This is a genomic window from Nocardia sputi, from assembly GCF_023501985.1.
The window spans coordinates 113,031-127,705 of record NZ_JAMFLC010000007.1 but is presented as its reverse complement, the minus strand read 5'-3'; the positions used below and the strand labels follow the sequence as shown (position 1 = coordinate 127,705).

General features: G+C 68.3%; 15 protein-coding genes. 9 read left to right on the top strand and 6 right to left on the bottom strand.

Going from position 1 to position 14,675, the window contains the following annotated elements; genetic code table 11:
* Positions 1–287: 287 nt before the first annotated feature.
* The 3 genes from M8859_RS12340 to M8859_RS12330 form a co-directional block, all read right to left on the bottom strand.
* Positions 288–473 carry a hypothetical protein gene (locus M8859_RS12340; protein WP_195140328.1) on the bottom strand — a complete coding sequence of 62 codons (186 nt, stop codon included), beginning with the start codon at positions 471–473 and terminating at the stop codon, positions 288–290.
* Entirely contained in the window at positions 473–697 is a 225-nt protein-coding gene (locus M8859_RS12335; RefSeq protein WP_195070637.1) for a hypothetical protein, read from the bottom strand. The genes M8859_RS12340 and M8859_RS12335 overlap by 1 nt, the downstream gene beginning before the upstream one ends.
* A gap of 415 nt (positions 698–1,112) precedes the next feature.
* Positions 1,113–1,262 (bottom strand): hypothetical protein, encoded by a 150-nt coding sequence (locus M8859_RS12330; RefSeq protein WP_195070638.1) that lies wholly within the window; start codon positions 1,260–1,262, stop codon positions 1,113–1,115.
* 456 nt (positions 1,263–1,718) lie between these two features.
* On the opposite strand from M8859_RS12330, the gene M8859_RS12325 reads away from it, so the two are divergent.
* Positions 1,719–2,015 carry a hypothetical protein gene (locus M8859_RS12325; RefSeq protein WP_159928339.1) on the top strand — a complete coding sequence of 99 codons (297 nt, stop codon included), beginning with the start codon at positions 1,719–1,721 and terminating at the stop codon, positions 2,013–2,015.
* 380 nt (positions 2,016–2,395) lie between these two features.
* Positions 2,396–3,889 carry an AIM24 family protein gene (locus M8859_RS12320; RefSeq protein ID WP_249644236.1) on the top strand — a complete coding sequence of 498 codons (1,494 nt, stop codon included), beginning with the start codon at positions 2,396–2,398 and terminating at the stop codon, positions 3,887–3,889.
* Between the two features lie 15 nt (positions 3,890–3,904).
* Here M8859_RS12320 and M8859_RS12315 read toward each other — a convergent pair whose 3' ends face one another.
* Positions 3,905–5,161 (bottom strand): metallophosphoesterase, encoded by a 1,257-nt coding sequence (locus M8859_RS12315; protein WP_236565633.1) that lies wholly within the window; start codon positions 5,159–5,161, stop codon positions 3,905–3,907.
* A gap of 97 nt (positions 5,162–5,258) precedes the next feature.
* On the bottom strand, positions 5,259–5,771 hold the full coding sequence (locus M8859_RS12310; protein WP_236565634.1) for a mycothiol transferase: 513 nt from the start codon (positions 5,769–5,771) through the stop codon (positions 5,259–5,261).
* A gap of 217 nt (positions 5,772–5,988) precedes the next feature.
* On the opposite strand from M8859_RS12310, the gene M8859_RS12305 reads away from it, so the two are divergent.
* From M8859_RS12305 to M8859_RS12275, 7 genes are all read left to right on the top strand, one after another.
* Positions 5,989–6,336, top strand: a complete 348-nt coding sequence (locus M8859_RS12305; RefSeq protein WP_159928343.1) for a hypothetical protein — start codon at positions 5,989–5,991, stop codon at positions 6,334–6,336.
* A 604-nt stretch (positions 6,337–6,940) separates the two neighbouring features.
* Positions 6,941–7,492, top strand: coding sequence for a DUF8020 domain-containing protein (locus M8859_RS12300; RefSeq protein ID WP_159928345.1), 552 nt, complete (start codon positions 6,941–6,943; stop codon positions 7,490–7,492).
* 257 nt (positions 7,493–7,749) lie between these two features.
* Positions 7,750–8,952, top strand: a complete 1,203-nt coding sequence (locus M8859_RS12295) for a sigma-54-dependent transcriptional regulator family protein (protein ID WP_159928347.1) — start codon at positions 7,750–7,752, stop codon at positions 8,950–8,952.
* A 106-nt stretch (positions 8,953–9,058) separates the two neighbouring features.
* Positions 9,059–10,576, top strand: coding sequence for an aldehyde dehydrogenase (gene adh / locus M8859_RS12290; RefSeq protein ID WP_159928349.1), 1,518 nt, complete (start codon positions 9,059–9,061; stop codon positions 10,574–10,576).
* Positions 10,576–10,977: a DUF779 domain-containing protein gene (locus M8859_RS12285; RefSeq protein ID WP_195070642.1), complete on the top strand. Its 402-nt coding sequence runs from the start codon at positions 10,576–10,578 to the stop codon at positions 10,975–10,977. Before adh ends, M8859_RS12285 begins: the two co-directional genes overlap by 1 nt.
* A 184-nt stretch (positions 10,978–11,161) precedes the next feature.
* Entirely contained in the window at positions 11,162–12,571 is a 1,410-nt protein-coding gene (locus M8859_RS12280) for an MDR family MFS transporter (RefSeq protein ID WP_159928353.1), read from the top strand.
* 202 nt (positions 12,572–12,773) lie between these two features.
* Positions 12,774–13,142 (top strand): DUF4345 family protein, encoded by a 369-nt coding sequence (locus M8859_RS12275; protein ID WP_159928355.1) that lies wholly within the window; start codon positions 12,774–12,776, stop codon positions 13,140–13,142.
* Positions 13,143–13,164: 22 nt separating this feature from the next.
* Here M8859_RS12275 and M8859_RS12270 read toward each other — a convergent pair whose 3' ends face one another.
* Positions 13,165–14,601 (bottom strand): amino acid permease, encoded by a 1,437-nt coding sequence (locus M8859_RS12270; RefSeq protein ID WP_370523820.1) that lies wholly within the window; start codon positions 14,599–14,601, stop codon positions 13,165–13,167.
* Between the last annotated feature and the right edge of the window lie 74 nt (positions 14,602–14,675).

Below are 14,675 nucleotides of genomic sequence, written 5' to 3'. Positions count from 1 at the left end.
CTCTTCGCCGGTCCTTTCTGGAATCCGCCCCGCGCGGCAATGACCGTCGGCGGTGGCATGCGGTGTGCAGTGTTGCACACCTCACAGGCGTCAAACAAGCATTATGTTAATCGTTATTCTTATAGCTCTGCGCGGATGAGCAAGGAGTGCTGCGCAAGGAACCGGCGACTATACCCTCTGCACCAGTAGGTTTGACAGCAAGCATGGTAGATACCCACAGCATCCTTCGCCAGACTGTACGTATATGTGATCAGACGATCTCTCGCTGAGAGGGTGACTTCGACCCCTCACATGCTCGCCAGCCAACGTTGGAGCAGAACCATCAGCGCCCCGAGAACAGCGAACCCCGCGACCGCCGCGCTCGACACCGCGAGCCACAACCCGAGACGCAACACCGGGTTGACCTTCATCCGCCCACCGAGGATCTTCACCACGATCACCACGACGTCGATGAGCCACACCATCGCCATCATCAGGTCATGCACACATTCGAGAAGGTGAGCACCGGCCAGCACACGATCGATCCGAGGAACGAGATCACCAGGTCGATGCCGTGCATGTTCCGCAAATGGCCTGTGTGCGTGAGGGTCCAGACCACCCCGGCCAGTCCGTAGGGAATGCCGAGGATGATGAGGGTGCCGAGGAACTCCGAGACCTTCATCTCGTAGCCGAGTATTCGGTCCAGCGTCTTGAGCATGCGCCGATGCATCCTTTCCGTCCGATCGCCACCGCGCGGCCGGATCGTCCGCCACACCCCCGCGAGCGTGACGCACTACCCGAGCCGGGCTGCCGATACCGCCGTTATGTTACCCATCATTCTCACATAATTGGAACCCTGCCGGGTGATCTGATCATCGACAGCCGCCCATATATGCTGTTGGCGGCAGTCGAATCGTCTTGATAGCGTCTCGCTATGTTTTTCAAAATTCCTGGTATCACACGGCAGCATCGGCCCGCGAGGAGATCACCCGACCCAGCCACAGCACGGATGCGAGAGTCGATTGCCGGCACCGGCCGCCGAGCGAGCGGGGCGGCCCAAAACAAAAGGTGCCCAGCCGCACTCGGCTGGGCACCCAAGTTCCTCCACCGCCCGCCGGGCGGCGCCACACAGGTCAGACGGTCTCCTTGCGCGGCCACTCGACGCCGCGCTGGCGGACGTACTCGCCTGCGGTAGCGTCACTCTCGTCCAGGTCGTACTCGTACTCGTACTCGTCCAACTCGGGGCGACGGCGTGGATCCCAGACCATAGCCGCGGCCGACACGGCCAACAACGTAACGACAATGGCCGCAATGACTACGTAGAGCACGTCTTTCACCCTCCTGAAGAAAACCGAAAAGAAACACACAGCCGTGCCGGATACTCAACGCACACAGCTTCTTTGACGCCGGACGCATAGTAAGCCGCGCCGCCGGTCGCGCGGCATTCCCACGACGGTTACCGGTCGGTCGCCGCCGGATCCGGACCGGGCGGCCACGTCCGGCGATTCAACGGAAACGCCACCGCGAACGTTCAGCGTCGCTTAGGCTCATCGCTGTCCCGGTGGCTCCGGGGCATCCAGCGCGGCACCGGTACGCCCAAGCCTGCCGCGATCGCTGGTGGTAGCGGTGGGGTTCACCCAACTAGATGAACCTCGCCGTCCCCCACTTCCCATGAAATCCCACCGACATTCGCGTGGAATCACCCACTTCCGGCATCCTTCGAGCTACCGTCTTCGGTCATGGACGACATCGAACTGCAGCCACCGACCGTCGCCTCCGCCAAGCACACCGGACTGGTCCTGGACATCGCCACCCTCGCCATCCACAACCCGCTCGCCGGGCCCGGCGAGATCACCTACCCGTACGTCCGCTGCACCGACCATCGGGTTCTTCGTCTACCCGAACCGTTGCACCGGTGGGCCACCGAGACCATCGCGATCAACCACACCCAGCACGCCACCGGCGCCCTGCCCCTGTTCCCCGGACAAGTCGAATTCGGCATCCTCGACGGCACCATGTACGCCGAAGTCCTGTAGGCCGGATTGCCGACCAGAGCCCGATCGATACGGCCGGGCTCTAGTCGCGCTTCCGAGGATCGGCCGCCGCAGCCGAACAGGTGCGGTGCCGTCGCGCCGTATGCCGTGTCGCCGGGGTGCGGCGAGGGCCGTATGCCGGGGACGCTCAGGCGGCGATCAGCGTTCGGGCGGGTGCTGGCCCGCGACCGGCCCATGGTTTGCCGACCTCACCGGGACGCAGGAGCTGTCGCCGCGACCAGGACGCCGCCCGCGAACGGACGCAAGCGCCTGTCGTGGTCCGGCCGGGTATGCCGGTGGCGCGGGTTCCGGACGCACGACACACTGGAAACCGTGAATCGCATGTCAACCCGACGACGCCCCGACGGATCGGACGGCCTGCCGTGACCGACCTCGCCCGCGGTGAGAACCGCCCCGCGCCGGGCGATCGGCTGGCGGTGACCGTCACCTGCTCGGCTCCCGTCGACGTATCCGCGCTGTTGCTGAACGCGGCGGGGCGGGTGCGCTCCGACGCCGACTTCGTCTTCTTCAACCAGCCGGTCGCACCGGGCGTCACCTACCGGCACGGCCGGGGGGCAGGCGACGTGGTGGACATCCAGACCAGCGCGTTGCCCGGTGACGTGGACCGTGTCGTCGTCACCGCGAGCCTGGACGGCAACGGTCCGCCCACCTTCGCGTCCGCGGGCTCGCTGCGCGCGACCATCGCCTCCGCCTCGAGCACGCTGGCCTTCCCGATGACAGGGCTGAGCACCGAGACCGCCGTGGTCTGCGTGGAGATCTACCGCCGCGGCGGCGGATGGAAGGTGCGCGCGGTCGGGCAGGGTTACGACAACGGGCTGGCCGGAATCGCAACGGCTTTCGGGGTGAACATCGATGACGAGCCGGCCCCGCCGACCTCGTCACCCGCTTCGACTCCCCCACCGGCGTATCGATCTGCTCCGCCCCCGCCACAGCAAACCGCCTCTGCTCCCCCGTATCCACCTGCCCCACCGCAGGCGCACCAGCCCGCGCCGCAACCAGGCTCCCCGCCGCAACCGGCCTACCCGCCGCAACCCACCTACCCGCCGCCACCGGCCTATTCCGCCCCGTCCGCGGCGCCGCCACCACCGATGCCCTCACCTCAGCAAGGAGCGCTGCCGATGCAGAGCGAACTGTTCGCCCCCAGCCACGCCGAAGTCACCGGCGCGGGCATCCAGAAGCAGGGCGGCAAGATGATCAAGGTGGCCGTCAACGGCGACGTGATGGCTCGCGCCGGATCGATGGTCGCCTACCAGGGCGACCTGCAGTTCCAAGCGCTCGGGGCGGGCGGCATCGGCCGGGCGATCCAGCAGCGGCTGACCGGCGAAGGCGTTCCCCTGATGAAGGTAACCGGGCGCGGCGACCTGTTCGTCGCCAACGGCGCAGCGGATGTGCACACCATCGATCTGGACGGCACCGACGGTCTCACCATCAACGGCGCCAACGTGCTCGCCTTCGATTCCACCCTGCGCTACGACATCCGGATGGTGCAGGGCGCCGCCGGGTTCGCCAGCAACGCCGGCTTGTTCAACTGTGTCTTCACCGGCCGCGGCCGCATCGCCATCACCACGCACGGCACGCCGGTGGTGCTGAATGTCGACCAGCCGACCTACGCCGACCCGCAGGCGGCGGTGGCCTGGTCGTCGAGTCTGCAGACCGGCATCAAACGCAACGATTCGTTCGGGCTGGGCCGGTTGATGGGCCGCAGCACCGGGGAGGGGATGACGCTGTCGTTCTCCGGACGCGGTTTCGTCATCGTGCAGCCGTCGGAGCTGCCGCCGGGCGGCTTCCTCGGCGGCACCGGCGGCGGACAGGAAGCCGGGCAGAGCGGCGGTGTGCTCGGCGGACTGTTCGGATGACGGCGAGATCCGTCATCAAGCCTGGAGCGAGACGAGTTCCACGACGGTGATGTCCGACGGTGCGCCCACCCGCACCGGCGGACCCCACGCCCCGGCTCCCCTGGAGACGTACAGCTGGGTGTCGCCGTACCGCTCGAGCCCGGCGACTGTCGGATTGGCCAGGGCCGCAAGGTAATTGCCGGGCCAGATCTGGCCCCCGTGGGTGTGGCCGGACAGCTGGAGATCGACGCCGTGCGCCACCGCGTCCTCGATCAGCACGGGCTGGTGCGCCAAGAGGACGGCGGTGCGGGCGCGGTCGCGATCGCCGAGCGCCTCGGCGAAGTCCGGTCCCTGGCCGGTTCGTGCGCCCTGCACGTCGTTCACGCCCGCCAGGTCGAATCCGGGCAACTCCGTGCGGGCATTCGCGAGCAGGTGCATGCCGAGTTCCTGGACATGCTCGATCCACTGCTCGGCGCCGGAGAAGTACTCGTGGTTGCCGGTCACGAAGAACGCGCCGTGCCGGGCGCGCAGCCCGGCCAGCGGTTCCACGGCCGAGCGGAGGTGCTCGACGCTGCCGTCCACCAGGTCACCGACGACCGCGATGAGGTCGGGCTGGGTGTCGTTGACGGTCCGCACCACCCGCTCGGCGAAACCGCGCCCGAGAATCGGGCCGAGGTGCACGTCGCTGACCACCGCGATGCGAAATCCACCGGCCTGGCGCGGTAACTTCGCCAGCGGCACGGTGACACGCTTGACGCTCGGTCCGTCCAGGACGCCGTAGGCGCCGACGCCGACGGTGGTCGCCGCCGCGGCGACGGCCGCTCCGCTCACCACCCGCGAGACGAAGACGCGGCGCGGTAGCCGCGTGGCGGCCGGTCCGGCCTGGTCGCTCGCGGAGGCGTTCTCCGGCACGGGATCCGGCGCAGGCGCGGATTGAACGGGTTCGGCCGCGACGACCGGTTCGGGCACCGGTTCGCCGTGATCGAAGCGGCGCAACAACAGGCGGCGGATCGGCTCACCGACCGCCAAAGCCAGCAGCAGATAGACGAACAGCGCACCCCACAGGTAGCCGGGCCAGGCGATAACCCGCACCAAAGCGAACGGAGCATCTGCCACTTCGGCAACCGTGGTGCCGACCAGCAGCACAGGCCCCGCCACCACGATCGCCGTGCCCGCCCGCCGGGCTGGTGAGCCCACGACGGTCGTATCCCGGACCAAGCGACGCCACACGTACCAATGCAGCGCCACCACCGCGACGGCAATCAGTACCACGAGCACGATGGCTGCGACCACAACAATTCCAACCACTACGGCGGCACTCTCTGTGAACATATCGGATGCGCGGCACCAACCTACGGCACGGCTGCGCCGACGCGCCCCGCGCCACCGCTCACCTCGTTCGCTCGACCACCCCGCGCAGGAACGCGGCCTGACCGGCGTGCTGCAGATCGTCGGAGATCACGCTGACCAGCCGCACCCCCAGCGTCACCGGCGGATCCCACCGGCTGTCGACGACGCGGTCGAGGTCGTCGTCGCCGAGGCCGCGCACGAAGCGCAGCGTCTGCTCGTGCACCGCGTCGAAGTACCCAGCGAGCAGTTGCGCGGAGGCACGGATCACGGCCACGCCCTCGGGGCGGTCACCGTATCCGGTCGCCGACTCGTCGATGGGCAGGCCGAACCGGTCGTACCAGCCCTGCGCGGTCCAGACCTGTTCGGTACCGGCCACATCCGCGATGTGATCGTCCTGCACGCGGGTCAGATGCCAGATCAACCACGCGATCGAGTTCGCGCCGGGATCCATGCGGTAGCCGAGGTCGTCCTCCGCCAGCCCGTCCACCGCTTCGTGCACCACCTCCTTGATCCGCTCGTAGGCGTCGGTCAGCACATCGGCACTGGTAGCCACGGTCGACTCCTCCTCGAGGTCGGGTATTCCGACGGTACCCAGCGCGACCGGCCTGCACGAGCGTCGACGTGCCCGGGCGGGGCGAATTCTCGCACGACCGAACCACATTGAATGTACCGTTATACAACGGTACGATGCGTGATGGTGAGATTGGGCCGATGGCCGCCGAATCGGGTCACCGGCAGGACAAGGAACGTACCGAAGTGAGGAAGTACCGATGATCCACGACGTCGAGACCGGGCGCGCACGGCGAGCGGTCGTCCGCGTGGCGATGGTCGCCGCGCTCGCGCTGACACCCGTCGCCGCGGCCGCCGCGCCCGCGATGGCACAGCAGCCCACCGTCACGCAGACGAGTCAGGCCGAGGAGATCCACGGCGGCTGGCACCGCCACGGCGGGTACCACCGCCACGGCTGGGGCGGTTACGGCGGCTGGGGTGGTTACGGTGGCTGGGGTGGTTACGGCGGCTACGGCCACTGGGGCAACCCGTACGGCTTCTGGGGCAGCCCGTTCGGCATCTGGCCCGGCATCGCCTGGCTGCTGCCCGGCACCGGAAGCGCGTTCTGAGCACGCACTCTCCGGCGCGCTACGCCCGGTGATCTCCGGCTCCGCGCAGGCCGGACGCCACGAAGGCGTCCGCACCCAGCACGGGCGCGGAGCCGGAATCACCCGAACCGTGGAGACGATCGCCTACGTCGGCGGCAACGTCCACACCGATGCCATCTCCGCCATCCGGCGCGAGTGCCGCAACACCGGGGGAGCCTCGAATCACCGCCTGCCACACCGCGAACGACCGAGTGGAGAAGATCTCCCCCGGCGTCGCACCGAGTCGCGGTGCGTCCGGCAGCGCAGAGCACCGGCTATCGAGCCCACCGCGAATTCGACAGGTGCCAGCAATTTTCGAGAAAACTCGGTGTGACGCCGATCTAATTCCGAACCACCCCGGTGGAATCAGCACACATTCTGCAATCTCTCGAAATCAGCACACGAAACCGGCTCTGCCCGGGCAGAATTCGCGCGCGAGAGCATTGCGGGCAACTCATCGATTTCTCGTGAAATTCGCAGAACGATTGCTTCGGGAAAGCCCTGCGGCCAGAATGGGTGGGGCCGAAACCCGGCATCTTGGGGATTCGTCGGCACTCGTGGCCGACACGACTATGTGGGGAATACGATGAGAGTCAACAGATTCGCCGCCACCGCCCTACTCGCGGTCGGAGCCACCGGAATAGCGACGGGCGTCGCGCACGCCCAGCCGGCCACACCCGCGCAGGTCAGCGTGCACGGTGTCGAACAGGGAATCGGGTTCACCTCGGCGCCCGCCGCCGACGGCACCGGGGTGGTCACCACCTTGGACGCGGGCAGTTTCGCGTTGACCGCCGACGCCAGGGCGGTCGAACTGCGCGACGGCGCGGGACAGGTCGTCGCGACCGTGCCCCTGGCGTTCCAGGCCTCCGGCGCGACGCACGGACTCGCGCCGGCGATCAGCGACGCGGGCCGCACCCTCACGGTGACGCCGGTGGGCGCCCCCGCGGTGACCGAGCGCCTCACGCAGATCAATGAGGACGAGACGCTCGCACGCAAGCAGCACAACGCCGGTGTCGGCGCCCTCATCGGCGCGGGTATCGGCGCCGTGATCGGCTTCTTCCTCGGCGGGGTCGGCGCACTGGTCACCATTCCGATCGGAGCCGGCATCGGGGCGCTGATCGGTTTCTCCACGCCGTAACCAGCTGGTTCGGTGTGCGGCCGCCGACGACGACCGCACACCGACCGCCGGTCGCACCGCCGGGATTCCCTGGGCACACGCACGCTTCGCGCGGCATTCGGCCGAGGGGGACGCGGCGATCCGATCGTCGACAGCCGTCGTCCACCGCGAGTCGTCCAGTCCCGTGGACGGCAAGCCGAAACGGAATGTCCGGGCGCGCGCTGGGGCATGATGGGAGGGCACGCAGACGATCGGAGCGACGACACAGGATCCGCCAGATGGCACAGCGCAGTTCCCTCTCGCGGCAACGCGCCGCACTGGAACAAGAGTGGTCCCGATGGATTCCCGCCGGGACACCGCAGGGTGATACCGCGCTGCGCAGCGAGGTCGCGCAATCGTGGCTGCGGTCGCTGCGCACGGTCGATCCGGCGCGCAGGCACGCGCCCCTGGCCGAAGCCGATGTGGCGGCCCGCTGGGCCGAGTCCCCGTTGCGCACACCGGTATCCGAGCTGACCGATCAGTTGCGCGACATCACCGAGGGCGCCGGCTACGTCGCGGCGATCACCGACGAGACCGGGACCATCTTGTGGTCGCACGGCGGTCCGGTGATGCGCCGCCGCGCCGAACAGGTGAACTTCGCGCCGGGTGGCTGCTGGGACGAGGCGCACATGGGCACGAACGCGCTGTCGCTGGCGTTGCGTACCGAACGGCCGCACACGGTGTTCTCCGCCGAACACTTGGTCGCCGCTCTGCACGGATGGGTCTGCTATTGCGCGCCGATTCGCGCCGCGGACGGTCGCCAGCTCGGCGTGCTCGATCTGTCCACCACCTGGGATCGCGCCCACCCGCTGGCGATGTCCACGGCCAGGACCTTGGTCACCGCCATCGAGACCAAGCTGCACCACCGGATGGCCGCGCCGGGGGTCCGGCTGACCTGTCTCGGCGCCGCCCGCTTGATCCGCGAAGGCGCTCCTGTGCGGCTACGCCCCAGGCAGCTGGAGATCTTGGCGTTGCTGGCGCTCGAGCCCGACGGCTGGACCCACGAACGCCTGCACTTCGCGGTGTACGGCGACCGGCCGGTCGGCGCGAGCACGCTCAAATCGGAGATGTCCCACCTGCGGCGCGCCACCGGCGGCGAGATAACCAGCCGGGTCTATCAGCTGATCAGCCCGCTGTCCTGTGACGCCGTGGACGTGCTGGCGGCGCTGGAAGCGGGCGATACCGCCACCGCGGTCGAGTTGTATCGCGGACCCCTGCTGCCGGACTCGGACACGCCGGGGATCGTGCAGTGGCGCGACTATCTGGAAGTCGGTGTGCGCACCGCGGTGCTGTCCAGCCGGTCCGTCGAGCACGCGCTGCGCTACGGCGAGCGCGCGCCCCACGACATCGAGATCCACGAACACGCGCTGCGCCTGCTCCCCGCGGGCGACGGTCGTCGCGCGCTCGCGGCCGCCCGGCTGCACAGCGCCCTGCGCGGCTGAACTCGCGCGCCTCAACGTTTCCTCAACCCTCGCCGGGCATAGTGACCCGCATCACGGCCGCTCCGCCGTGTGCATCACGTCCGCAACAAGCGAGGAGGTACCCGCCATGAGCTACGCAAAGCCGGGAACCGAGGGCAGCGTCGTCGAATTCGCGGCGCGCTACGACAACTTCATCGGCGGTGAATGGACCGCTCCGGTCGAGGGCCGCTATTTCGAGAATCCCTCCCCGGTGGACGGTCAGACATTCTGCGAGGTAGCGCGCTCCTCGGCCGCCGACATCGAACTGGCCTTGGACGCCGCGCATCAGGCGGCCGACGCGTGGGGCGCCAGGTCGGCGGCCGAGCGGGCCAACATCCTCAACAAGATCGCCGATCGGATCGAGGACAACCTCGAGGCGCTCGCGGTGGCCGAGACCTGGGAGAACGGCAAGCCGGTGCGCGAAACCAAGGCGGCCGACCTGCCGTTGGCGGTCGATCACTTCCGCTACTTCGCCGGCGCGGTCCGCGCGCAGGAAGGCGGCATCAGCGAAATCGACGCCGACACCATCGCCTACCACTTCCACGAACCTCTCGGCGTCGTCGGCCAGATCATTCCCTGGAACTTCCCGATCCTGATGGCCACCTGGAAGCTCGCGCCCGCGCTGGCCGCGGGAAACGCGGTGGTGCTCAAGCCTGCCGAGCAGACCCCCGCCTCGATCCTGAAGGTGGTGGAACTGATCGCGGATCTGCTCCCGCCCGGGGTCCTCAACGTGGTCAACGGATTCGGCGTCGAGGCGGGCAAGCCACTGGCCGCCAGCCCGCGCGTGGCCAAGGTCGCCTTCACCGGCGAGACCACCACCGGCAGGCTGATCATGCAGTACGCCAGCGAGAACATCATCCCGGTCACCCTCGAGCTGGGCGGCAAGAGCCCCAACATCTTCCTGCCCGACATCATGGCCGCCGACGACGCCTTCCTCGACAAAGCGGTGGAGGGGTTCGTGATGTTCGCGCTCAACCAGGGCGAGGTGTGCACGTGTCCGTCCCGCGCGTTGATCCATTCCTCGATCTACGACGAGTTCATCGCGCGCTGCGTCGAGCGAACCGAGGCCATCCGCAGCGGAAACCCGCTGGACGACGCCACCATGATCGGCGCACAGGCCAGCAACGACCAATACGAGAAGATCCTGTCCTACATCGACATCGGCCGCCAGGAAGGCGCCGAGGTGCTCACCGGCGGCGGCCCGCGCAAGGTCGAGGGGTTTCCCGACGGCTTCTATGTCGAACCGACGATCTTCGCCGGGCGCAACGACATGCGGATTTTCCAGGAGGAGATCTTCGGGCCGGTCGTGTCGGTGACCACGTTCGACTCCGTCGACGAGGCGCTGAAGATCGCCAACGACACTCTCTACGGCCTGGGCGCCGGTGTGTGGACCCGCGACATGAACACCGCCTACCGGCTCGGTCGGGGCATCAAGGCGGGCCGGGTATGGACCAACTGCTACCACGCTTATCCCGCGCACGCGGCTTTCGGCGGCTACAAGAAATCCGGCATCGGACGCGAGAACCACCGCATGATGCTCGACCACTACCAGCAGACCAAAAACCTGCTGGTCAGCTACTCGCCGGACAAACTCGGATTCTTCTGATGCCGGATCAGGTGCACCGCGTCGACCTCACCGGCCCCGCGGAAGCGCTGCTGCGGCAGTTGATCGAACAGCACGGCCCGGTCATGTTCCATCAGTCCGGCGGCTGCTGCGACGGCAGCTCACCGATGTGCTACCCGCGCGGCGAATTCCGGGTCGGTGCCTCGGACGTGCTGCTCGGGTATCCGGCGGCGGACACCCCGTTCTGGATGAGCGCCGACCAGTACGAATACTGGCGTCACACCCACCTCACCGTCGACGTGGTGCCCGGCCGGGGTAGCGGATTCTCCCTGGAAGCGCCCGAAGGCGTGCGCTTCCTGATCCGCTCCCGGCTGCTCACCGACGAGGAACTCGCCGTCCTCGAGACGAGGCCGCCACGCACCGGGGCGGATCTGCCGCAATGACCGGTGCACCGGCCGCTGATGGATACGGCAGCGGCCGGTGCACCACCAGGGCTGCTCACCGGACCGCGCCTCGGTGAGCAGCCCCCTCTTTCGTTTCGGGGCAGGAGAAAACTCGGTGCGGGAATAGCTGGTCAGCGGATACCGTCGTTCGAGGTGGTTAGTCTGGCGAACGAGAGGGGCCCCGGTGGCGACCGAGACTGTGCCCGCGTCCATCGGCCTGCGCTCCGAGCGCGGGGCCATCCTCGGTTCGCTGATGCTGGCGACAGCGTTGGTCGCGCTGGATTCGACGGTCATCGCCACGGCGGTGCTCACCATCACCGACAGCCTCGGCGGCTTCGCGCAGTTCCCCTGGCTGTTCTCCATCTATCTGCTGGCGCAAGCGGTGACGGTGCCGATCTACGGCAAGCTCGCCGACACCGTGGGCCGCAAACCGGTGATCCTGTTCGGGATCACCATCTTCGCGCTGGGCTCGCTGCTGTGCGGCATGGCGACCAGCATGCTCGGCCTGATCATCTTCCGCGCCGTGCAGGGCATCGGCGCGGGAGCGATCCAGCCGATGACCATGACGATCGCGGGCGATCTGTACACGCTGTCGGAACGCGCCAGGGTGCAGGGTTATCTGGCCAGCGTGTGGGCCATGTCCAGTGTGGCGGGCCCGGTGCTGGGCGGCTTGTTCGCCGAGTACGTCAGCTGGCGCTGGATCTTCCTGATCAATCTTCCGCTCTGCGCGCTGGCCGCGTGGATGCTGGTGCGCAGCTTCGCCGAGAGCGCGCCGCGGCGCGGGCAGAGCGTCGACTATGCGGGCGCGGCACTGCTGACCGTCGGCGCGGGCGCGGTGATCCTCGGATTGCTCGAAGGCGGCCAGGCGTGGGCCTGGTCCTCTCCCGTCGGCATCGGCATCTTCGTGGGCGGCGCGGCCATGCTGGTGTCGTTCGTGCTGGTGGAACGCCGAGCGCGGAATCCTATCCTGCCGTTGTGGGTGTTCACCCGCCGCGTGGTGATCGCCAGCAGCCTGGTGTCGGTTCTGGTCGGCGCCATCGTGCTCGGAGCGACCTCGTATGTCCCGACGTTCACCCAAGGCGTGCTCGGTACCGGGGCGCTGGTGGCAGGCTTGACGGTCGGCGCGCTCAGCCTGGGCTGGCCGTTGGCCGCTTCGCTGGCCGGGAAGGTGTACTTGCGCCTCGGCTTTCGTACGACCGCGCTGATCGGCAGCGGTTCGGCCGCCCTCGGCGCGGCGAGCACGCTGCTGATCACGCAGCACTCGACAGTGTGGCAGATCGCCGCGTCCTGTTTCGTGATCGGCGCCGGCATGGGCTTGGTCGCGACCCCGACCCTGATCGCGGCGCAGACCAGCGCCGAATGGACCGAGCGGGGCGTGGTCACCTCGGCCAACATGTTCGCGCGTTCGATCGGCAGTGCGGTGGGCGTCGCGGTGTTCGGCGCGATCGTGAACTCCCAGGTCGGCCCCACCGACCATCCGGCGCCCGCCACGCTGGCCTCGGCGGTCCATCTGGTCTTCGTCACCATCGCGGCGATGGCCGTGGTCCTCCTGGTCGCGGCGGCCATGATGCCGCGACGCTCGGAGAGTGCCTGACGTCCGTGCTGGGCCAGGCGACCGTCGGCTCGGTCACTCGGTGGTCGGGCTCACCGACCATTCCGACCACAGCCTGAGTGATCCGATCGGTCGAGCGCGCCGGTCCGGGCGACGCGTCGAAAGCGGCGGGTTTTCGGAAGCGGCGGCTCCCGACTCGGTACAAGCTGGGTTTTCCAACCGAACCGAAACCCTGGAGGTCGCAGTGGCACAGGCCGTATGCGGAATCGTCGGCGTCTTCTTTTTGGGCATGGGTGTGTACGCGCTCGCCGCACCCGTCGCACTGATTCGGCCGTTCGGCATCCACCTCACCGAACCGAGCGCACGCTACGAGGTCCGCGCCGTCTACGGCGGCTTCGGCGTGGCGATGACGGCAGTGCTCGCGGTGGCCGCCGCGGACCTGGGTTCCCTGCGCTCCGGGATCATGGTCGCCGTCGCCGCCGCGCTGGCGGGCATGGCCCTCGGCCGGGTGGCGGCCGCCGTGCTCGACGAGCGGACCGCCTTCTACCCGAACTGGTTCTACTGCGGCGTCGAGGCGCTCGGCGCCGCGGTCCTGTTCCTCACCGCCCGGTGAGCCCGCGACCAGCGCCCGATCGCTACCTGCTGTGCACGCTGCCTGTGGCCGCGCCGGACTTGCTCAGCTTGCGCAACCCCAGGTAGCCGGCCGACACCAGCGCCGCCCACACCACGCCCACGACGATCGCCGTGCGCCCGCTGTCGGTGAACAACAGCAGCACGACCACCAGCCCGAGGAAGGCCAGCGCCAGGACGGTGGTGTACGGCGCGGCGGGCAGCCGGTAGTCGCTCGCGGGCAGCTCGCCGCGGGCCACCTTCGCACGGTAGAGCAGGTGGCAGACCAAGATGACGCCCCAGACGAAGATGATGCCGATGGTCGACACCGAGGTGATGTAGGCGAAAGCCTTGTCCGGGGAGATGACGTTGACGACCACGCCGAGCACCATCGCCGCCGCCGACGCGGTGATGCCGACATAGGGCACCGCGTTCGCGCTCAGTTTGTTCAGCCGGGCAGGGGCCTCACCGTGCAACGAGAGGGTGCGCAGCATCCGGCCGGTGGAGTAGATGCCCGAGTTGCACGACGACAGCGCCGCGGTGAGCAGCACGAAGTTCACGATGCCCGCCGCGCCGGGGATGCCGATCTGCTCGAAGACCTCCACGAACGGGCTCTTGCCCGCGTGGAAATTGCGCCAGCTGGACACCGACATGATCACCACGAGCGCGCCGACGTAGAACAGGCCGATCCGGAACGGCAGCGTGTTGATCGCCTTGCGCAGCGTCTTGCGGGGCTCGCGCGCCTCTCCGGCGGTGACGCCGACCAATTCCACGCCGACGTAGGCGAACAGCACGATCTGCAACACCAGCAGCGACTGGCCGATGCCGTTGGGGAAAACGCCGCCGTCGGCCCACAGATTGGTGACGGTGGGATCGGAGGCGTGACCGAAGCCGAACAGCAGCACGCCGATGCCGAGCAGGATCATGCCGATGATCGCGGTCACCTTGATGGCGGAGAACCAGAACTCGCCCTCGCCGAACAGCCGCACCGAGATCAGGTTGGCGCCGAACATGACCGCCAGCACGACCAGCGCGGTGATCCACGGCGCGATGTCGAACCAGTACTCGACGTACTTACCCGCCACGGTGATCTCGGCCATGCAGGTGGCCACCCACACCGCCCAGTACGACCATCCGGTCACGAAACCGGCGAAGCGGCCGAGGAACTCGTGGGCGTATTCGGCGAAACTGCCCGAGATCGGCCGATAGGTCAGCAGTTCGCCGAGTGCGCGCATGATCACGAAGATGGCCAGGCCCGCCGCCAGGTAGGCGAGGATGAGGCCGGGGCCCGCCTGCTCGATCGCACCGCCCGCGCCGTAGAACAGACCGGTGCCGATCGCGCCGCCGATGGCGATCATCTGGATGGTGCGCGGGCTCAGGCCCCGGGCATAGCCCTCCGAGTCCCCGCTGTCCGCCGGATCCAACGGTCCGGCATCCTGAAGGTGACGGTCGGAGGCGGTCATATCGTGGTCCTTCCCCTCGCTGGGCCGCGACGCGACGACGCCGGTCGCCGGCCGGTGCGCCGAACACCCGATGT

Bases quoted from the DNA above. Each gene is read 5' to 3' on its own strand.
- M8859_RS12295 (WP_159928347.1), top strand. From the start codon at position 7,750: ATGGCACAGCGCAGTTCCCTCTCGCGGCAACGCGCCGCACTGGAACAA.
- M8859_RS12335 (WP_195070637.1), bottom strand. From the start codon at position 697: ATGCTCAAGACGCTGGACCGAATACTCGGCTACGAGATGAAGGTCTCG.
- M8859_RS12340 (WP_195140328.1), bottom strand. From the start codon at position 473: ATGATGGCGATGGTGTGGCTCATCGACGTCGTGGTGATCGTGGTGAAG.
- M8859_RS12300 (WP_159928345.1), top strand. From the start codon at position 6,941: ATGAGAGTCAACAGATTCGCCGCCACCGCCCTACTCGCGGTCGGAGCC.
- M8859_RS12325 (WP_159928339.1), top strand. From the start codon at position 1,719: ATGGACGACATCGAACTGCAGCCACCGACCGTCGCCTCCGCCAAGCAC.
- M8859_RS12305 (WP_159928343.1), top strand. From the start codon at position 5,989: ATGATCCACGACGTCGAGACCGGGCGCGCACGGCGAGCGGTCGTCCGC.
- M8859_RS12270 (WP_370523820.1), bottom strand. From the start codon at position 14,601: ATGACCGCCTCCGACCGTCACCTTCAGGATGCCGGACCGTTGGATCCG.
- M8859_RS12285 (WP_195070642.1), top strand. From the start codon at position 10,576: ATGCCGGATCAGGTGCACCGCGTCGACCTCACCGGCCCCGCGGAAGCG.
- adh (WP_159928349.1), top strand. From the start codon at position 9,059: ATGAGCTACGCAAAGCCGGGAACCGAGGGCAGCGTCGTCGAATTCGCG.